Origin of the sequence: Desulfovirgula thermocuniculi DSM 16036 (genome assembly GCF_000429345.1) — a bacterium.
GTDB lineage: Bacteria > Bacillota > Desulfotomaculia > Desulfotomaculales > Desulfovirgulaceae > Desulfovirgula > Desulfovirgula thermocuniculi.
Genome location: NZ_AUBR01000008.1, coordinates 43,660 through 62,756 on the forward strand (window position 1 = coordinate 43,660; position 19,097 = coordinate 62,756).

Below are 19,097 nucleotides of genomic sequence, written 5' to 3' on the forward strand. Positions count from 1 at the left end.
AAGGGGAGGGATGTATGGGGGAGAACGCACACCGCGCCGCGGCCGCCGCGGCGGGGGGAAGGCCCATCATAAAGGTGGACGTGCTTACGGGCGAAGTGCTCGAAGACCGCCTGGCGGAGCTGTGGGCAAAGGAAGGGCTGGCCCGTGAGCCGGAGGAGCCGCGCCAAGGAGCGGCGGGCAGGGCGCCGGCGGCCCGGGAAGCGGCCCGGCGGGCGGACGGGGAGCTGCTGGAGCGCCTTTGTGCCTGGCTGGCGGCAAACCGCAGGTTCAGGAGCTGGGGCCCGCGCCGGCTGTACCGGCTGGTAAAGCTCATAGAGGGCGGGGCGAGTCTCTATGCCGCCGCCAGGAGGGTGGGCGCAAAGCACGATGCGGCAAAGAAGGTTTTGGCGAGGCTCGCGGAGGAGGGGATCGTCGGTGCCCACGCTGACCGTGCCCGGCAGGCCGGTGCCAAAGGCGCGGCCGCGGGTCGGTAAAAACGGCGCCGTCTACATCCCCAGGCGGTGCCGGGACTACGAGGCAAAGGTGGCCGCGCTGGCCAGGAAAGCCTTCCGTGCGCCGTACGAGGGGCCGGTGGCCCTCTCGGTGAAGGTGTACCTGGCCGGCCCCGGCGGCGACCTGGACAACTATGTAAAGTCGATCGCCGACGCCCTAAACGGCGTGGCCTGGCGGGACGACGGCCAGGTGGTGCGCATAAAGGCGGAAAAGCGCGCCGCCCCCAGGTCGGAGGAGAGGGCCGAAATAACCGTGAGGAGGTTATCATTTTGAGGAAGGCCGATTTTACAGCCAGAGTGCAGAAGATCCTGATCACCAACCGCGTGCGCGCGGAGGACTGGGACCAGTCCATAACGCTGGTGCTCTCCGACATCGAGCTGACCGACGAAAACCTTTTGGAGCTGCGCCAATTTAAACCAAACGAAGCAGTAATGGTGGTCATTACCCCCGCCCAGGCGACCATCTTTGATTACCTCAAAAAAGGAAGAGGAAAGCCCCCACGGGGCGGGCAGGGCGGCGAAGAAGAGCTGATCGTCATTGAAGAGGACGGCGGTGAGGAGCCGCCCGGCCGGGTGGTGAGGGAGTGGAAGTTTTAGTGAGACTGGAGTGCCCGGGGTGCGGGTGCCCGCTGGAAGTGGCCTGCCTGAACGGGGGCAGGCGCCGGTGGAGGTGCCTGAAGTGCGGGAAGGTATATACGTCCCTCTGCTACACCTGCAGAGGCGGGGAGGTCGTGGGCGTACGACTGTTCGCACCGTCAGGCCGCGGGTGCGGTAGCGGCAGGTGGGAGGAGGTGGTGGGCCGGTAGGGCCGGAGAAAACCTTCAAGAAGCGCAATGGGCCGGGTGTTCTGCCCGGCCTTTCCATTTCCCCGCCCGCCCCCATACCGCGGGGCGGTAAACCGCCTGCGCCCGCCTCCTTCCCGCAGTGCACCGCTCCGGCCGCAGGCGCAGCGCCGAGCGTCCCGGGGGCTCCGCCCCCGCACCCCCGCCAGGGGGGCGCAGTGCCCCCCTGGACCCCAAAAAAGCCCTCGCCGCCCGCTCAACACCATTTTACCGGCGCTCTCGTCGGTGTGCCGCTTGCGCCGCAGCACCTTGCCCTGAAGAAAAGCCCACCAAAGCTCGCGGCCTGTGCGGTGGACGTCCTCGGGACCTCCGCCCAAGGCCAAGCCGCTGCGGCATATGCTCGTGGGGCTCCTGCCCCCCGCCGGGCGCGGGCGCCGATGTGGAAGCCGCAAAACTCCCTGCCCAACGTTTGCCTGCGCACCACCCGGCCGCCCCGCTCCGCTATTCCTCGCGGCGCCCGGGCCTCGCCGCGCCAACCTCGGCTGGCCTCACCGTGCAGGGCCCGCCGCAAACCGGCACACCGCCTCGGGGCGCGGCGGGCCGGGCGGCCTTGGGCTCCGGCCCACGCGCCGGTATGCCCGCACTGCCGGGCGCGGCAGCAGGCCCGGTAAAAAACGTTTGTGGAGGTGTTTTTTCATGCTGCGTGAGCTTTTCGCGGGTGCGGACGAGGTGCGCTTTGGCCGTGCGGTGCAGGGGCTGCTTGCCCGCCAGTATGCGGTGCGGGTTGTGTCCCGCCGGAAGGGCTACCTGCGCGCGGTGGTGGGGCATGTGGAGGCAAAGACCCCCTACGCAGTGGAGCTTTTTGTGGCGGATGATCAGCTGGTCCACCGCTGCACGTGCCCGGATTACGAGCGTGGCGGTGGGAGAGCATGCAAGCACGTGCTCATGGTGGCCATGTTCGTTGTGGCGGAGCGCGTTGAGCGTGCGGCGGCCCGCGGGGGCGGGGAGGCCCGCCGCCAGCAGCCGCGCCGCCGTGCCGGGGCCGGGCGCTAGCCCGGCTTTTTTTGCGTCTCGGGCCGCCGCACGCGGTGGGGCGGCGGCCGCCGCGGCTTGGCGGCAGGGCGGCTGCGTGCCGCCTCACCCGGAGGGCCCGGGCAGAGCGCGGCCGTTTTACCGGCAAAAGGCGGCGGAGCGGCCGCGCCCTGCCCGGGTGGCCGCGGCGGGGCCGGCGACGCTCCGCTTCGCTCCGCGACGCCGGCTGTGGCGGCAGCCGCCGCCCCTGGGGGTGCCTGCGGCCGGCGCCCGGTGTGGGGGCCACGCTAGGGCGCAGGGGCGGTGGATTGCCGTCGCCGGGAAAAGTGTGGGATGGGGCTTGCCTGCGGGTAGAGAAAAGTGCTATACTCTGCCCGACCGGGAATGCTGCCCGGTCTTTTTGCTTTTTGGGCGGGGCCGTCCCGGTCCGGCTCCGCCCGGTAAAAACCTTCCAGGAGGTGGAAAGCATGGCTGTGGTCCGCGTGCCGTCCGGCGCCGTCCTGCGCCTGGTGCTCCAGACCGGCGTGGACAGCGAGGGCAACCCCGTCTACCGCAACAGGAACCTCACGAACCTGCGCACCGATGCCCAGGACCAGGACCTCTTCGACGTGGCCCAGGCCCTGGCCGGCCTGCAGGAGTACGCTTTAAGCGCCATCCACCACATCAAGAACGACCGCCTGATCCAAGCCTAAGTTAGTAAGCAGCCGTAGTGCGCCGGAGCAGGTAATTTTCGGGTAGAGGAGGTGTGAAGGGGATGGCTGTAACAACCACCCAAACCCTGCGCATGCGCTTCAGGAACGAGGCCGGCAGCATCGTCACTTTAAGCCTGGACAACCCGCGCAACAACCTGACCGCGGCCGACGTGCAGGGAGTGATGGACCTGATCATTGCCAAAAACGTCTTCGTGACCAACGGTGGGGGCCTGGTGGGCAAGGTGGATGCCAGCATCGTCGACCGCACGACCAACGTGCTCTTCGAAGTGTCGTCTTAAGCTTACCCCCGCGCCGGGCGGGTGGGCGGGTTTTCTCCCCCACCCGCCATTTTTTCACAAGAATTTGGGAGGTGACGGCGGTGGAGGATCTCTTCAGGCTGGCCGCCAACTACGGCTTCCCGATGGTGGTGGCCGGGTACCTGCTGGTGCGGTTGGAGCCGCTGATCAAGGAGCTGCAGAAGTCCATCACCCTGCTCACCCTGGTGGTGGCCAGGCAGTCGAACCTGGACGTGGAGGACATGAAGAGGATCGTGGAAGGTGAGCGGTAGCGCCGGCCGGCTGAGGAGGCTCCGCGGCAGGCGGGCGCGCGGTGCCCACCTGCGGCGGCCAAGCGGGCGGGCGTGCCGCACCCGGCTTGCGTCGGCCTTGCGGTGTGCGTGCAGTGCCCGGCCGGCCCGCCGGCGTGCCGCCATCAACTTTTGAGCTTCTGAAACCAGCATTCCCGGGAGCCCGGACCTCCCGGGATTTTTGTTGCCCGCAAAATCTGCATGTGGTCATTAACGGACATTATTTTGATTTATTAGAAGGAAATGGTGGAAGAGTGTAGAAAAATGATCCGGGAAATGCCGGATTGGTCCCCCGAGGGCCTGCAGCCTGGCGGGTGGGAGTACGGGATGATGAGAAAGGTTTGCCTCTCTGCGGCTTTACTGTTGACAGCCGCAGCGATGTTGCACACCCTCTGGAAAGCTGACTCTGGGAGGCGGTCCGCAGGATGCATGGATCGTAACCGCGCTCAGGTTCATGGACTGCACCCTGCCGCTCATTTTCTTCGGAAAACCCTCTGGCGTCTTCAAGGGCGGGGTAGCCCGCCCGGCAGGAGAATTCGGCGGCACCGGCGTGGTCTTAGGGGTGGAAGAAGTCTACCCGCGCGGGCAGCCCCTTAAGCGGTTCTGCCAGCCTCTGGAGTCGCACCGGTGCAGTGGAGTGCCTGCCGCCGGACAAAATCGTTCTATTCGTCTGCCCTGCTTGAGGTTTAGAGGTGCCGCTCATTCAGAAGGCGGCCGACTGCGGGCCTGCGGTGTTGGAGGAGGGGGAATATCCGTGCATGACCTTCTGAGCCTCGTTTCTTCCAGAATACTGAAGATGGTGGAGTACGGCGTCGGGGAAAGGATTGAAAGTACAGATGAGCCTTTCGGCATTCCTGAAGGAGCGCCGATATACCTGCCTGAGCATGCTGTGGCGGCCATCACTCGGATGGAGCCGCATCCGGAGGCAGTAGCCGCAGAGGGTGAGGAAGTTCTTGGTACTTACCGCCGAATGAAGAGCCCGGGTATCATCACCCTCTACTGGGAGCGCATCGGTAGCTTGTTCTGGCACCACATCCTTTCTCTGTTGCACAGCGGGTGGCGGATAAGGAGAGCAGACCTTTGCGCCCTGGCCACGGTAGCCGTAGCCAAAACTTATGTGCACGAAGTTTTTCACTTCTTTGCAGATATCTGCCGGCACCTCTTCGGGAGCGCCTACGAGCGTGACCAGGAGGAGGCGCTGGCTGTCGCCGCGAGCTACCGCCACATCTGCCGGACCTGGTTGGAGGGAGGAGTGAAGCACCCCGTAAGTAAACCTCTGCTCGGTGAGTTCGTCTCACGGATCTTCACCTACACGGGGCCTGGGTACCGGGACTGGCACCTGTACCAGTCTGAGCACACATTCTGCCGGGGCATAGTGGACTATCTCGGGCCGCCCGCCGCAGGCTTCCTCGAAGGCAACGGAATAGATGTTGCCTCGATTCTGCTGGCGGTCCAGGATACGGTGAGCCAAAGTGCGGCAGTGGGCGCGGGCGTGGTAACAAGACTGGTTCCCGAAGCAGTTATGTGTTACGTCATCAGGCAGTACAGGGAGCAGGACCCTGTTTTTGACGCTCTCTGGGCCAGCATTAGAGAAGGAGCGGTGCGTCAGGGCTGGGGAATATCGGGAACTGATCTCCGGCAGCCGCTTTACCAGTGGGTGGGCAACTACATTTCCTCGGCACAGCGGGTCTGGGGCGAAACTATCACTGAGGAGGAAGCGGCGAAGCGGTACAGCATTCTTAAGCCGCTCACAGAGATTGCCCCGGGCGATCTTATAGTGATACCCAATATGCCCCGACCGGATGCCTTTGTGCTGTGCCGCGCCCGCGCGGGTTCGGAGAGGAGTTGCTACGATTTCGATACCGCCGATGAAAAGTATAGGGGCGCAATGGGGGATGACTTCCGGCATGTGGTTTATATCGATCCGCTCAGCGTTATGGTGGTGCCGTACGATGCGGATCCGGCGGCCATCACCGTTAAGGAGGGGCTGAAGGGCTACTTAAAAGCAGTAAACGTTGTCAGGAATCCGGGATTCTACAGCGCGGTCAGAGAGGTGGCATCTAACATGTGGGGGGTAGGTTGGGCAGAAAAATGAGCCCAAAGAGGGGGCAATTCTGGCGATTCAGTTCCCTCCAGCACCGGCTCTGCTGAACTTAAGGGGTATAATCCTGATAACTGCGCTCTCGGATTTTAGGGGATGTGGAGCTGAAACTGCTGAGTTAGGCAACTGAAACCGGGGTGTTTTCTGAGCTTATGTACTGGGCTCTAGGCAGGGGTAGAGGCGTTTTCCTGAAAAGGTGGTGTAAAAGTGGCATTTTTAAAGGAACAGAGGTTGCGCGGTATGCCTGCCGTCCTCCTTCTGGTCCTCGCCCTTTTAACGGCCGGCTGCGGCGGTACACTCGGCAGCTCCGCACCTGCAGCACCCAGTCTACCTGCCGCCTCCCAGCAGGCCCAGGAACCACAGGGAGAGCCTCGGCCCTCCCAGCAGATCCAAGAGCCCCAAGGAAAGACCCAGCCCTCCCACCAGGGTGCGCCCTCCCTCATCCCTGCCACCGTTGTTGAGGCCGTGGACGGCGATACCGTGGTCGTGCGCCTCGGCGATGGGCGCACCGAAAGGGTCCGCTTCATCGGTGTGGACACGCCGGAGACGCACCACCCGACCGTCGGCGAGGAGCCGTACGGCCGCGAAGCCGCGTCCTTCACCGCCAAAAGCATCAATGGGCGCACGGTGTGGCTTGAGCTGGACGTCCAGGAGCGGGACCAGTACGGGCGGCTTCTGGCCTACGTGTGGCTGGCGGAGCCCCGGGACGGCTCGGAGGCCGAAGTGCGGGCGAAGATGTTCAACGCCCGGCTGCTCCTCGAGGGCTACGCCCAGGTGCTGACCGTGCCGCCCAACGTGAAGTACGCGGATCTCTTCGCGAAGCTCCAGCGGGAGGCCAGGGAGCAGGGCAGGGGCCTGTGGGGCCTGCCGGCCCAGGGGAACCAGGGGAAGGCGGGCCAGGGGGGCAGCAATATTCACTACGTCGGCAACATGAACTCGAAGAAGTTCCACCGCCCGGACTGCGAGTGGGCGGCCAAAATCGCCCCCGGCAACCGGGTCTACTTTGCGACGCGGGAAGAAGCATTGGGGGCTGGGTATGAAGCCTGCAGGGTATGCAGGCCCTGAACGCCCCCGGCGGATGTGGTGCAGAGGTTGGGTACCTGGACAGCTTCTTTATGTGAAAGGGCGGTTCGTGAGGATGGTGGAAGTAGCGGCAGCTGTGATCGTCAAGAACGGCAGGGTCCTGATTGCGCAGAGGAGGGAGGACGATAAGCTTCCCCTCAAGTGGGAGTTTCCCGGCGGGAAAGTAGAAGCTGGTGAAACTCCAGAAGAATGCCTGGTGCGGGAGATGCGGGAGGAGTTTTCTATTGACATTTCGGTGGGAGACTGCATATGTGCATCTGAATTTGAGTATGAACACATTTCCGTAAGGCTGACGGGGTATTTTGCGGAGTGGCTGGGCGGCAGTTTGAGGCCGGCTGAGCACAGGCAGATTAGGTGGGTGCTGCCGTCTGAGCTGGACGGAATTGATTTTGCTCCAGCTGATGTGCCGATTGCGGAGGAGGTAAAAAGGAGGCTTCTTCAGAAGAAGCTGGTGTGTGGTTCCGGCGGAAGCAGGATGGAAGGCGGCCGGCAGAAGTAGGTAGCATACCCATCGGGGGTTCCGGAAATCGACCCGAATTGTTCCTTTTCGATATGCGCTGAGAAATTCCGCCGCTGGGGAGGGGGAAGGAATTTGCCGGAATTCAACCTGCCTCAGGATCCTGTACATCTTGGTTTGCTGAGGAAATTTCAAAAATTGAAAAATCAGGTCCTGAGAGGCAGAGAAGCCATAAAGGGCTCCGATAATTCGGGACTTCCGGCGGACGACCTTGTACCGGCGCAGCACCGCCTGCACGACCTGATAAGAGGCTTTTACAAGCCCAGAGGATGGGACTGCATGCTCTCATATCTGGCGACGGAGAGGGGTGAAAACTACGGTGAGCAGATTGTCTGGTCTGACAGAGAGAGGGGGGAATTTGAGAAGATAATCATGAAGCCGCCTGGGAAGCCGGGCGACAGAAGAGCCATCAGCGACATAGAGGCTGCCCGCGCGGCAATGAGGCGGAAAATTCCAATAGGAATAATTGAAAATGTCGGCAGAGGCATAAACAGGTGCCTCGGCCTCGGCCTCATATCGGAAGAAACTGAGAGTGGGGAGTTTATCGTCAGGCCTGTAGATCTTCCGGAAGAGCTCACTGCGGCTGAAGCCCCTGCAGGACGGAGAAACTACTTTTCGGTCAGGACAAGGGAGGGTGAAATTGTTGAGGCGGTTCTAAGGGGTGAGCCGGAGGTAGTCATTGGGGGGCTACGTCAGCTGGAATCTGAAATGAGAGCGGGAGACGTTGTTTTTCTTGCCTTCGGCGGCGACAGGCCTCCCTGGGATCCGGGACTGAGGGCTGTGTGCACGATTAAACAGCCGCCCTACGATCAGGGATATGATCAGAACAATCCGAGGTACTTCCGCATTAAGGTGGCGGTTGAGCTCGTCCTTCCGCGCGCGCTCACCCGGGAGGATCTGGTTCCGTACAGAAACTGCTTCAACATCATGCTGATCGGCCCCATGACCAAATGGGAGCCCAACCAGGCCAATCAACTGATTCCGGAGGAAAAAGCGGTCACGCTGGTGAGAGCCATACTCGACTATTTTCCGGAGCTTGAAGACGAACTCCGCCGCGTCTTTGGGGAGGAGTTCATGAACAGGGCAAAGGATGCTACAGAAATTCTTGTTCCGATGATGGTGAGGTATGGAGAGGGACCGGCTGCTGGCGCAGGAGAGGAAGCGGCTGCTGAGCAGTGGGAGCCGGAAGTGGAGAATATAATCGGACCACTGAAAATGAACAGGGAGACTGTGCTGAGCATGCAGGCCCTGATCAACATCGGAAAGCACATCATTCTTGCGGGACCTCCCGGGACGGGGAAGACAACGCTCGCTGAGAATGCCTGCAGGGAAGCTGTGCGGCTGAATTATATTTCGGACTACATAATGAGCACCGCCACCTCAGACTGGACCACGTTCGATACGGTGGGCGGCTACATGCTTGAAGGGGGCGGATCCACAAGGTTTGCAGAGGGCATAGTGCTTCAGAGCATCCGCAGGAATGCCTGGCTGGTGATTGGTGAGATAAACCGCGCAGATGCCGACAAAGCCTTCGGTGAGGTGCTGACCATTCTCTCCAGGAAGCCGGCTGTTCTGCCGTACAAGGATGAGAGAGGAAGACCATACAGGATTGACTTCACCGATGCCCGCACCAGCTATTTCGACAGCGCGGAGGCAGTGTACTGGATAGGCCGCAACTGGAGAGTGCTGGCAACCATGAACACCTATGACAAAAATGCACTGTTTGCTCTGTCGCATGCCTTCATGCGGCGCTTTGCTTTTGTGGAGGTACCGATTCCGGAAGAGGGCCTTCTGAATGAGCTCATTGATGAGACAGCTTCAGATTCCTCCGTGAGGAATTTTCTCAGGCACATCGTGAAGGTCTCCCCTGTACCTCTGGGGCCCGCTCTGCTTAGGGATCTCGCAGAGTACCTTGAGCGGCGGGGGATGGATGGCGCAGTTTCGGGCCTGGTCGCACTTATTCTGCCCCAGCTTGAAGGGCTTTCAGAAGCACGCATAGCTTCGTTCTGCCGGGAGGCCGCAGCTCTTTTGGGCGGCGACCAGAGAGAGTCCCTAAAAAAAGCTGTTTCAAGCATGTTCGGCATAAGCCTGAAGCGGCTTGCCTCCTGGAGTCATGCTGCAGCAGATTCTGCAGATGGCGGAGAGGGAGAGGAGGAGGGTTTTGAAAACGAGTGACTGCTGGACTGCCGAATGCCACAGGGAAGTTCTCGAGCGCACCTCCGAGAAGCTGTGGAGGTTTGTTGGGAGAAATGCCAGGCTGGCCGAGGCGGATGAGCTCTGCGCAGCCGTCCTGAACCTGTCAAAGGAGGACCTGAGGCTTCTGTCCACCATTCACTTTCTTCTGGATCCGGCGGTTGAGCGCTTCCTGGACAGTACGGCACCGAAGATCCTGTACAGCCTCTCCAAGACCAGCGTTAGGGAAAGGTCCATCTTCAGGGGAACCGTAAGGGGCAGGTTTGACCCGGGAGCGACAGTAAAGCTGCAGTCAGCTGCGGGAGGGGATCCCTGCATGCTTGCCGTCTGGAGCCGATCCTCTCGGTTTGATCTTCCTGAGAATCGGCTTCTGAAGTTTCTGCTGGTGAGAATCGCTGAGCTGGCCCGGGGCACAGCAGGGGCCACGCTGGAGCATGAGGGACTCACAAGAGAGGAGTGCAGAACATGGGCTGATGATGTGCGGAGGATCGGCAGCAAAGCGGTCCGGTTGCTGAGAAATGTATATTTGAAGCAGATGGGGGATCTCCACAGCGTAACGTGGGATGCAGTTGACCGTGCAGAGAGGGCTAGGGGGCGCTGGTACTCAGAACTTGCTGAGACGGCAAAGCTCTTTCTCAGGGCTTTCAGGAACAGCAGGGGATTCCTCAGGGAGGTGCTGAAGCGGCGCTTTCTTGAGCCGCTCAGCTGGGATGTGCTGTATGAGCTCTATGTGCTGTTTGAGGTCCTGGAGGCTGCTGAGTCCAGCGGCTGGAGGACTGTCAGGGTCGGCCTGATCGGCGGCGCCAGCAGGACTGTTGCGGAATACGAACGCGGAGGAGACCTGCTGAGGGTTTACTACCAGCGCCTTCCTCCAGAGATGGCGCAGGCCAGCAGGTACGGAGCGCTTCTGGAGAGCTGCGGATTGAGCTTCTCCCTCAGGAGGCCCGATATTGTGCTCGACTGGACGCAGGGGCGGGAGAGGAGATTCTGCATCATCGAAGTAAAGCGCTCTGCATCAAGGCAGTACCTTGCAGACGGAGCCTACAAGCTGATGGGCTACCTCAGGGATTTTGAGGACTGCATGAGGGACATCAGGGGAGTGAGGGGTATTCTTGTCGGCTGGTCTGGGCTCAGAAATTCGAATCCGCCGGAAAGAATGAACAGCGATATCGTCTTGGCGGTGGCCGATACAATACGTTATGTTGCAGCTGAGATTTTGGGCTTCGAGCAGATGGCGGCAGCAGGCTGAGAGCCTGGCTGTTGCGGCAGGTAGGGAGGCCTTCCTTTCCCCAAGCAGGAATCTGTGCTCCTAAGAGAAGAAGTGTCTGGTGAGGTGTGCTGGAAGAAAACACCTTAATGCTGCGCTGTTGATAAGTCTGCCTACTAATTAAGGGGATGTTTTGTTTTAAGGATTGTTCGACCATTCGGCCGGCTCTTCTCAGCCGGACTGCCCATCAGACCCCTCAAAATTTTAAGAAAGGGGAGAGGCATGATAGGGTGGAATTTTCCTCTGAACGACTACGGACAGGAATACGGCCTCAACGATGCGGGCATCGAGACCTTCAAGGGAAATCCCTGGGGATCGCTGGCCCGTGAGGTGATCCAGAACTCTCTGGATGCGGGGCTTCCTAATTCAGGGAGGCCCGTAGAGGTCCACTTCAGACTCCACCACCTTTCTGCTGAGCGCTTTCCCGGGAGAGATTCGTTTATTGCTGTGCTCGAGGCCTGCAGAGATTACTGGAAAAGCAGTCCAAAAGCAAAGAAGTTCTTCGACAGAGCGATCGAGATCATGAGGAGGCCACAAATCCCTGTCCTGAAGATCAGCGACTACAACACAACAGGCCTGACCGGTTCGGATAGGGACCACGGCTCTGACTGGCACAAGCTGATCAAATCTGTCGGCACGTCCGACAAGGGCGGCAGGGCTGGAGGTTCATATGGGATAGGAAAGCATGCCCCATTTGCCTGCTCCCTGCTGAGGACGGTATTCTACGCAACGAAGGACATAAAAGGCCTGCAGGCCTTTCAGGGTGTGGCCAGGCTGGTCACCCACCTCGATAGAAGCGGCAGGCCGACACAGGGGACAGGATACTACGGAATAAGGGACAGGAACAGGCCGATCACAGACATGTCCCTCGTAGACCAATTCTTCCGCCGCTCAGAGGTGGGAACAGACCTCTTCATCTTCGGCTTCAGCGAGGTGCCGGACTGGCAGGTGCGGATAATCAAGTCGGCCATTGAAAACTTCTTTGTGGCCGTTCTTGACGGCAACCTGGTTATCATGGTCGAGGGCGAGCGCATCAGCAAGGAGACGCTTTCGGGGCTCATCGATAAATACATAAGCCAGGACCCTGAATGCCTGGCGGGGAAGTACTGCGAGGCCCTTCTTTCGCCGCACAGCCGCCGCTTTACCAGGGACAAGTTTATCGGCTCCGGAAGTCTCGAGCTCATCGTGCTTCCTAAGAAGGACTTTCCCAAGAAGGTGGCGATGGTGAGGGCAACGGGGATGAAGATCTTCGACAAGGGGCACTTTCACACGCCCCTGAAGTTCGCGGGGGTGCTGCTGGCAAAAGGCGATGAGCTGAATGAGTTTCTGCGGGCCCTCGAGCCGCCGGGCCACGATGCGTGGCAGCCCGAGCGCTATGAGGAGGATGAGGCTTATGCCAGGAAGAAGCTGAAGGAGCTCTATGCGTGGATGAACGACTGCGTCCGCGAACTGCTGAAGCTGGGCGATGATGAAAAGATGGATGTTGAGGGAATGAGCCAGTACCTTCCCGACGACTTAGACGAACCGGCCCCGATGGACCAGGAAGGAGGAGCGGAAGGGATTCCATCGGCTCCGAGAGAGGTCGATGTCGTAAGGGTGGAAGCGGCAGGAGCTGGTGCTGTGACGGCAGGTGGACGCGAGGCGGCGGCGGCCGATGAGGGCGGTGAGGGATACATTCCGGCGCCGGAAGGCAGGCCCAATGCCGGCGTCGGCGGATTTCCCCGCACCAGAGAGGGCAGAACATCAGGCTCCGGAGCAGGCGGAAGCACTTCCGAAGCCGGAAGGTCTGCCGCGGGAGCGCCGAGGCATATCCGCCTAAAGAACGTAAGGGCCTTCTGCGCGGATCCTGATAAAGGGATATACAAAGTCTCTTTTGAAACCGACTTTTCCGGAAGGGGATACCTACATCTGAGCATTGTGGGAGAGGACGGCTCAGAGCCCGCACCCATTCGGGAGGCTGCTGTAGTGGCGGCGGATGTTCAGGTCGGCATTGACTCCAGCGGCAGAATCGGACCGATCGAGTTTAAGGCCGGCGCGAGGACCGCCCTGCTGGTGACTCTCAGCGAGCCGATCCGCTGCTCCCTGGAGGTGTATGGGTTTGCAGATTAGGCGAAGGAGCTTTCCGCACCCGGTGCTGTCGCCCTTCGGGGACGATTTTGTGAACTGCCGCTTTCAGGCTGAAGTTAGGGTGCGCTCTGACAGAACCGGAAATCTTTATGCTCTGGAGGTGGAGTGCAGAACAGACTGCAAAGATCTCATCGAGCTCATCAGGAACCGCAAGGCCTGCTATGCCTGCCACATCGAGTGCATGACCACTCGGTTCCGTCGGCTGGTCAGATCATTCGATGAGAAGTTTGCATTTGAGGTTCCCGCCGACGCCGTCGAGGGAAAGGTGGAATTCTGCTGCTTCATCCTGGCCGAAGAGGACCTGCCTGCCTACCGCAGCTCAGATTTCCACCCTGACTACGGCGGTGCATCCTTCAGGGTGGCCAGGGGCGACATCCTTGCCGTCGATCAGGGCGGCTACTTCACTGCTGATAAAGACATAGATCCTCTGAGGAAGATCCCGTCAATCTTCACCGTTGCGCCCAATCCGGATGCTGATGCCGGCCCGATGGAGATCGATGCAACCGGCCACAAGGTGGTAATCTACCTCTCCCGCGAGAACTTCCACCGGTACAGGGCGCTGTCGGTAAACCGTGAGCTTCATCCGGTGCTGTCGGCGCTTCTGGTCCTGCCGGCCCTGGTTCACCTGCTGGATGAAATAAAAGGAGGGAGGGCTGATTCGTATGAGGACCGCCGCTGGTACCGCGCCGTAGCCAGAAGGCTCAGGGAGATGGGGATGAATGCGGAAGCTCCGGATTCATGGCCGGATTCGGTCTGCCTGGCTCAGAAGCTTATCGGTGACCCTCTCACCAGCTCCCTGAGGGCGCTCGAAGACCTGGTGACCGATGAGTGAGGTGGTGCAGTTGAACATCTGCTACTTCCGCCAGTCTTTCCTGGACCAGCTGAGGGCCAGCATCTCAAGCAACCTGGAGCGGTACAGGAGCGACGAGCCGTGGATCTCCGACTTCTTCGGCCACGACGGCTGGTACCTGCAGTCCCGCATATCGTGTGAGGATATAGTCCTGCAGGAGCCCTCAGGTTCACGTGAGAAGTTCGATCTGGAGAATGTGAAGAGAGTATATTCTGCTCTGAAGCACCTCAAAATCTCACAGGCCGTCGACGAGCGGCTCTGGGCCTACCTGACCCACGTCACGTTCTGGAAGTACATGAGGCGCAGGTGGCCGGCTGAGGATTACGAGGGAAAGGAAGATCCTGCGCGCGTTATCCGCGAGAGGTACTTCTTCATGCCGTACCGCGACAGGGCCCTCTTCCGCAACGGCATTGCCAGGCTGTGGTGGTACGGATATGTTTCCTACGATGAGCAACGCGAAGATCCTTTCGAGCTGACGGGGGTCCTGTTGCGAAATCAGGACATCGCTCAGCAGCTGGTGGAAAGGAGCTTTTCCAGAAACCGGGATATAACGAAGGCCGTACTGTCGGCCCTCCGCAGGATGGAGCTGGAGGGCAGGCCGCTGCCCTCCAGGGATCAGTTCAGGGACCTCATGATGCACATCAACCGTCTGGGCGGGGTAGCGGTTCTGGACGCCCTGACCGGAGAAGATATCCAGCAGATTGTTTTCCGCAGGCTGGCCTAAAAGGGAGGCTCGGTGCCCGCCCGAAGCGCTCTCTCGTGCAGGCCCTCCGCCGGTGAGCCCCAGGTACCTTCAGCCTCCTGCGTGCGGAGGGAGCTTCTCTATGTGCAGGCCTGCAGGAGGGCACGGCTGGGAGCAGAAAATTGCGGGCAGGGAGGGCGGACAGGCCGCAGAAGCGTGGGCGGAAAACCCGCCGCCGATTCAGCCCCTGGGTGCGGAGTTCTCAGCGGCCGCAGGAGGGGTGAGCCGCAGAGGAGCGGAAATGCAGGCGCCCGGCACTCCTCATACTGCGGGGCGCCGGTGAGGGGGGCGCAAATTTTGGGAGGGCGGCCTTTTGAGCCTGCCTGCGGCAGTTCCCCCGGCCTGCAGGTTGCCTCACCGAAGGCCGACCTCCCTCAGCATCTCCTCTGCTGTGGAGTACCCGCGGTTTTTGACCGCCCTGAGGAAGAGCTCGACCCTCTCGTCTCTCGGGATGCCTGCTTCCAGGCAGTAGTCGAGGAATCCCAGAAGGGTGCGCGCGTTCAGCATTATCCCCCTTATTTTTCTTCCCTGCATGTGCATCTCGGCCCTCCGGCTTATTTTTTCGAGGTTCTTCTCTCCCCCGAATGAGGACGCAGTTACATAGCCGAAGAACTCGACCCTGCAGTTTTCATAGCCGTCGTAGTTCGGGATGTACTCCCCGTACATCATGGAGGCAGCCGAGCTTGAGAGAGTAAATTTATCTCTGTGGTTCTTGCAGTCGATGAGCCCGCATCTGCCGCCTCCGTACTTTACGAGGATTTCGATCCTGGAGGGGCTGCCCTGCGCTTCCGGGCGCATCACCACGTCAAACCCGAGCGCCTTCAGAATCTCGCCCGTCTTGTTCTCAAAGGCAAGGCTGTCGGCCTCCGACAGGTAGGACTCAACAAAGGCGTCGCTGAGGTGGCTGAGGGGAGCGGCATTCTTTATCCGCTGGGCCGCCTCCTCCGCTTCGTGCGGCGGGAGCTCCCTCCTGAGGACTTCAACCAGCTCCTCGTAGGGCATCTCAGCAGGTGCGGGGACATCCTGAAGCAGCTGCCTGATCTTCATCTCGGTCTTTCTTCTGTTGGAGGCAGGCTTAATGCTTCCGCAGGAACCTGCCTTATAGCTGTCTACGTCCAGCCCGCTGCTTTCGGCCATCCTCTGGAGGGATATAAGGTAGCGCCTGTTGAAGGGATACCTCTCGTCGTACCAGGCAATTTCCTCGAGGACTCTGCCGGCCTGCGACGGATCTACCCTCAGAGCCCGCCGGCGGGCATACCTGACGAGCCCTGTGTATTCGCAGAGCAGCATGAACGTGTGCGCCACATCCGAGTGGGCGGCCTCAAAGTCCCTTGCGCCTCGGTCGGACCTCTCACGGTGGTCGAAAATGGCGGCGATGTCGCGCTTCAGAGCCTCCCTCTCCCCGCTGGATGCCGACCTGAATGCCCTGATCTGCTCAGCTACAGCATCCAGATCGCTGTCTCTTTTTGCTGTCAGCACAAAGAAGGTAATTTCTTCCTTTGTGAGATTGAAGTCCAGATCGGGCCTGCAGCAGAGCTTTATTAAGAATCTGGCAGGGCGGATTGCAAAGCTCTCTTCGAACTTCGGCCTGAATCCCGCCTCGAGAAAGTAGGCATTGGGGATCTGGAATGTCAGTATCTGCTTTTTAATGTTCTCAAATACCTTGATGCCCTCCATAATCTTCCTGCCAGCTTTGGTGGGCACAATGTAGCCTTCGTCGTCCAGGTAGCAGTAGCTGAAGGCCCTGAGCATTGCCGCCCAGGTCCTGCCGCCGGATCCATCACAGCTGGTGCTGTTTCTCTTCAGCCCCCTCTCCGCCAGCTTCCGCTCATAGGCTATGTGGGCGCTTCTGTTTCCCTCCCACTTCACCTTAAAGTTGCCTGTTGCCTCGGCCAGGGCCAGGAGAGCATCGCGGTGGAATTTTGGGTCCCTCTCCGGCCTGGGTATGAACCACACCGCCCTCTTTCTCACTGCTTCCCGCACCCTCCCTGAATCATGCTGCACACGGCACTGAAGGCGGCCAGCTCCTCCTCAGAGACAGCACCTTTCTTCGTCAGCAGCAGAACATCCTGCTTCAGCGAGGCGAACAGCCTCATGCTGTCCTCATCTGAAAGAGCGCCGGCGCCGGCAAGTGCAATTTCATCGGCCAGGTCTATTATTTTTGCGGCTGCGCTGTCCCTGATCATGGAATCAACGCTGATCTCCTCGGCACCCATGCTGCTGAGCAGCCGCACCGCTGCGCAGTAGTAGCGCAGAAAGGTGGAGAGGCGCGGATCCTCCATCTCATTTTTGGTGCTCGTAAAGGCATTCGGCGGCATTCCCGCCTCTTCGCTGAGCCTGCGGCGCGCTATTTTTGCTCTGTCCAGCGCAGCGTCGAAGGCCTCCATCAGCCTCTTTACGGCAATTCTGTACAGAAGGCGCTGCAGGGCACCGTATGAACCGTCCTTCAACTCCAGCACCTCCGCACCTTCTTTATATCAGCGCCGTCCGCAGAGAAATGTACCTCATGAGGTATTATTCTCTGCAGAAGACGGCAGTATTATGGCAGCAGGGAGGTAATCTTCAGGAAGAAATCTAAAAAAGAGCAGTTTTGGTCATTGTTTTTGGCCGCGGCATGGGGTCAAATGAGGTAGAGAGAGGTCCTCAGCTTTTTGTTGGTGGAGGAAAAGCCCAGCCGCTTTCGTCTGAGGTAGCAGAGGCTTCTCCTGCCGGCGCGGCGGCCAGAAATGGGGAATTTTCATGACCAAAATGGAGAATTTTCATGACCATTTTTGCCCCGTCGGTCTGACCAAAAGTGGGGCATCCTCGATGACCAAAAGTGGGGCAGAAAAGGAGATACTGACACCGATAGGGGCGTTAGGCGGAAGCCAGAGCAGATGGGGGAACAGGTGAGGAGCAGTGGAGACGGCGGCTGAGAGGTTCTGGAGGGGCCTGCTGGAGTGGTATCATAGGAACAAGAGAGATTTTCCCTGGCGCAGGACGACGAACCCATTCCACATCCTTACTGCTGAGATCCTGCTGCAGCAGACCAACGTGCGGAAGGTCCAGGAGGTCTACGAGAGGCTGATCGGGCGGTATCCGACACCGCAGCAAATGGCGGAGGCGGATCTGTCTGAGCTGGAAAGCATAATAGGGCCGCTCGGGCTCAGATACAGAGCCGTCCGCCTGAAGAAATGCGCAGAGGTAATCTGCAGGGAATTCGGAGGGCAGGTTCCAAATACCTATGAGCAGCTGAGGCTTCTGCCCGGTGTGGGGCCGTACATTGCCGATGCGGTCCTCTGCTATGCTTTCGGACTCGCCACAGTGCCGATAGATACCAATGTGGTGAGGCTCTTCTGCAGGTACTTCGGCCTGAGGTCGGAGAAGTCCAGGCCGCGCAACGATCCGGCGCTGGCGGAGAGCATCAGGAGGCTGTTCATATTTGACGGCTTTGACGGCACAAGAACAGCCAACCTGGCGGTGCTGGACTTCGCTGGGACCGTATGCACAGCAGGCAGGCCCGGCTGCGGGCAGTGCCCAATTTCGTCCGGCTGTGCTTTCCTCAGGGGTGCGGCACCGGCAGACGGAGTGAGCCCTGGGGGTGGGGGTCCGGAGGAGAATTCTCGAGGCAGGGAGGGGCGGTAAGGTGGAGGGGGCCGTCTTTTTGCGCGATCTGTACTCTGAGCTCATCACGCGGCCCTATGAGGCCGGCATGCGGGAGCTGAAGGTGCTGACGGGCTATGCCTCTTCAGCCTTCGTGCACCACGTGCTGTACGATCTTGAAGAGCTGAGGCTTGAAGTGATCCTCGGGATGGCCAAGGCTGAGCCGATTGCCGTCTGGGACCACAACGAATATGTGAGGCTGACCAGGGAGACCGGCCGGCTGCGTGTCTGCTATTTTCTGGGAGATCCGCCGATCCACTCCAAAGTTCTGCTGTGGGGCACCACAGCGCGCGGAGGAAGGATCGCCTTCGTGGGGTCCGCCAACTTTTCGTGGCACGGCTTCAGGGAGTATCGGGAAGTAATGGCGGCTGTGGATCCTGCGCTTGCTGAGGCCGCCTTTCCACAGGCGGACGAGCTGATAGAGTGCACGGACACTGCGGCATTCCGTCACATAAAGTTGAGCTACCAGAAAGGCGAAATGCCCGGTGCGATCGACGCATCAGCAGTCAGCGCTTCCGTTAGAGGGTGCCCTTCTGTGAATCTGCCTCTTGTGGAGATCCGGACCGGCAGGGTCCACAGCCGGGCGGGGCTGAACTGGGGGCAGAGGCCGGGCAGAGAGCCGAACCAAGCGTACATCCCCATTCCCAGCACTGTGCACGCTGAGCATCCTGGATTCTTCCCCGACAGAGGCATCGAATTCACAGTAGTTACGGACGACGGTGAGAGCTTCATCTGCGTTGTTGCTCAGGACAACAACAAGGCCATAGAAACCAGCCGCGACAACAGCATACTCGGCAGGTACTTCAGGAGGCGGCTCGGGGTACCGCTGGGGGCAAGAGTGACCGACGAAGCCCTCAGGCGGTATGGGCGAAGCTATGTCACTTTCTACAAGATTGACGGCGGAACGTACTTTATGGACTTCTCCCCTAAAGGGCAGAAGCTGCAGATCTGAGTAGCTGGTGTGCTGTTCTTTTCTCCCGGCAGGCCGAGCA

At 60.2% G+C, this 19,097-nt stretch carries 20 protein-coding genes; 18 read left to right on the forward strand and 2 right to left on the reverse strand.

From position 1 onward, the window contains the following. Positions 1-14 precede the first annotated feature (14 nt). The 16 genes from G454_RS21315 (at position 15) to G454_RS0103485 (ending at position 14,445) form a co-directional block, all read left to right on the forward strand. Positions 15-473 carry a hypothetical protein gene (locus G454_RS21315; protein WP_156896646.1) on the forward strand — a complete coding sequence of 153 codons (459 nt, stop codon included), beginning with the start codon at positions 15-17 and terminating at the stop codon, positions 471-473. Then, positions 415-765 carry a RusA family crossover junction endodeoxyribonuclease gene (locus G454_RS0103420; protein WP_027717467.1) on the forward strand — a complete coding sequence of 117 codons (351 nt, stop codon included), beginning with the start codon at positions 415-417 and terminating at the stop codon, positions 763-765. The genes G454_RS21315 and G454_RS0103420 overlap by 59 nt, the downstream gene beginning before the upstream one ends. Beyond that, positions 762-1,088: a hypothetical protein gene (locus tag G454_RS17560; protein ID WP_035106741.1), complete on the forward strand. Its 327-nt coding sequence runs from the start codon at positions 762-764 to the stop codon at positions 1,086-1,088. Before G454_RS0103420 ends, G454_RS17560 begins: the two co-directional genes overlap by 4 nt. Continuing rightward, positions 1,076-1,297, forward strand: coding sequence for a hypothetical protein (locus G454_RS21320; protein WP_156896647.1), 222 nt, complete (start codon positions 1,076-1,078; stop codon positions 1,295-1,297). Before G454_RS17560 ends, G454_RS21320 begins: the two co-directional genes overlap by 13 nt. Before the next feature lie 672 nt (positions 1,298-1,969). Then, positions 1,970-2,326, forward strand: coding sequence for an SWIM zinc finger family protein (locus G454_RS21760; protein WP_027717468.1), 357 nt, complete (start codon positions 1,970-1,972; stop codon positions 2,324-2,326). A 446-nt stretch (positions 2,327-2,772) separates the two neighbouring features. Beyond that, a complete protein-coding gene (locus tag G454_RS0103435; RefSeq protein ID WP_027717469.1) occupies positions 2,773-2,997 on the forward strand; it encodes a DUF1659 domain-containing protein in 225 nt (74 codons plus the stop codon). A 62-nt stretch (positions 2,998-3,059) separates the two neighbouring features. Beyond that, positions 3,060-3,296: a DUF2922 domain-containing protein gene (locus tag G454_RS0103440; protein ID WP_027717470.1), complete on the forward strand. Its 237-nt coding sequence runs from the start codon at positions 3,060-3,062 to the stop codon at positions 3,294-3,296. A gap of 80 nt (positions 3,297-3,376) precedes the next feature. Then, positions 3,377-3,565, forward strand: coding sequence for a YvrJ family protein (locus G454_RS0103445; protein WP_027717471.1), 189 nt, complete (start codon positions 3,377-3,379; stop codon positions 3,563-3,565). 772 nt (positions 3,566-4,337) lie between these two features. Next, on the forward strand, positions 4,338-5,678 hold the full coding sequence (locus tag G454_RS0103450) for a hypothetical protein (protein ID WP_027717472.1): 1,341 nt from the start codon (positions 4,338-4,340) through the stop codon (positions 5,676-5,678). Positions 5,679-5,891: 213 nt separating this feature from the next. Then, on the forward strand, positions 5,892-6,749 hold the full coding sequence (locus G454_RS17570; protein ID WP_051275823.1) for a thermonuclease family protein: 858 nt from the start codon (positions 5,892-5,894) through the stop codon (positions 6,747-6,749). A 73-nt stretch (positions 6,750-6,822) separates the two neighbouring features. After that, positions 6,823-7,266 (forward strand): (deoxy)nucleoside triphosphate pyrophosphohydrolase, encoded by a 444-nt coding sequence (locus tag G454_RS17575; protein ID WP_051275825.1) that lies wholly within the window; start codon positions 6,823-6,825, stop codon positions 7,264-7,266. A gap of 93 nt (positions 7,267-7,359) precedes the next feature. Then, complete coding sequence (locus G454_RS0103465) at positions 7,360-9,459, forward strand: AAA family ATPase (RefSeq protein WP_027717473.1); 2,100 nt, start codon at positions 7,360-7,362, stop codon at positions 9,457-9,459. Then, the gene (locus G454_RS0103470) at positions 9,398-10,726 is read left to right on the forward strand and encodes a hypothetical protein (RefSeq protein WP_156896648.1); all 1,329 of its coding nucleotides are present in this window, start codon (positions 9,398-9,400) and stop codon (positions 10,724-10,726) included. Before G454_RS0103465 ends, G454_RS0103470 begins: the two co-directional genes overlap by 62 nt. A 240-nt stretch (positions 10,727-10,966) precedes the next feature. Continuing rightward, positions 10,967-12,853, forward strand: coding sequence for a hypothetical protein (locus G454_RS17580; RefSeq protein ID WP_051275827.1), 1,887 nt, complete (start codon positions 10,967-10,969; stop codon positions 12,851-12,853). Beyond that, positions 12,843-13,703: a hypothetical protein gene (locus G454_RS0103480; RefSeq protein ID WP_027717475.1), complete on the forward strand. Its 861-nt coding sequence runs from the start codon at positions 12,843-12,845 to the stop codon at positions 13,701-13,703. Before G454_RS17580 ends, G454_RS0103480 begins: the two co-directional genes overlap by 11 nt. Continuing rightward, positions 13,696-14,445, forward strand: a complete 750-nt coding sequence (locus G454_RS0103485; protein WP_156896649.1) for a DUF6339 family protein — start codon at positions 13,696-13,698, stop codon at positions 14,443-14,445. Before G454_RS0103480 ends, G454_RS0103485 begins: the two co-directional genes overlap by 8 nt. A gap of 372 nt (positions 14,446-14,817) precedes the next feature. Here the strand turns inward: G454_RS0103485 and G454_RS0103495 are convergent, their stop codons facing one another. Together G454_RS0103495 and G454_RS0103500 are read right to left on the reverse strand one after the other, a co-directional pair. After that, entirely contained in the window at positions 14,818-16,434 is a 1,617-nt protein-coding gene (locus tag G454_RS0103495; RefSeq protein ID WP_027717478.1) for a restriction endonuclease AlwI, read from the reverse strand. Continuing rightward, on the reverse strand, positions 16,431-16,922 hold the full coding sequence (locus G454_RS0103500) for a hypothetical protein (RefSeq protein WP_027717479.1): 492 nt from the start codon (positions 16,920-16,922) through the stop codon (positions 16,431-16,433). The genes G454_RS0103495 and G454_RS0103500 overlap by 4 nt, the downstream gene beginning before the upstream one ends. 439 nt (positions 16,923-17,361) lie before the next feature. Here G454_RS0103500 and G454_RS17585 point away from each other — a divergent pair, with 439 nt between their 5' ends. Together G454_RS17585 and G454_RS20255 are read left to right on the forward strand one after the other, a co-directional pair. Beyond that, complete coding sequence (locus G454_RS17585) at positions 17,362-18,087, forward strand: HhH-GPD family protein (protein WP_051275829.1); 726 nt, start codon at positions 17,362-17,364, stop codon at positions 18,085-18,087. A gap of 19 nt (positions 18,088-18,106) precedes the next feature. Continuing rightward, positions 18,107-19,057 carry a restriction endonuclease PLD domain-containing protein gene (locus G454_RS20255; RefSeq protein WP_156896650.1) on the forward strand — a complete coding sequence of 317 codons (951 nt, stop codon included), beginning with the start codon at positions 18,107-18,109 and terminating at the stop codon, positions 19,055-19,057. Positions 19,058-19,097 lie beyond the last annotated feature (40 nt).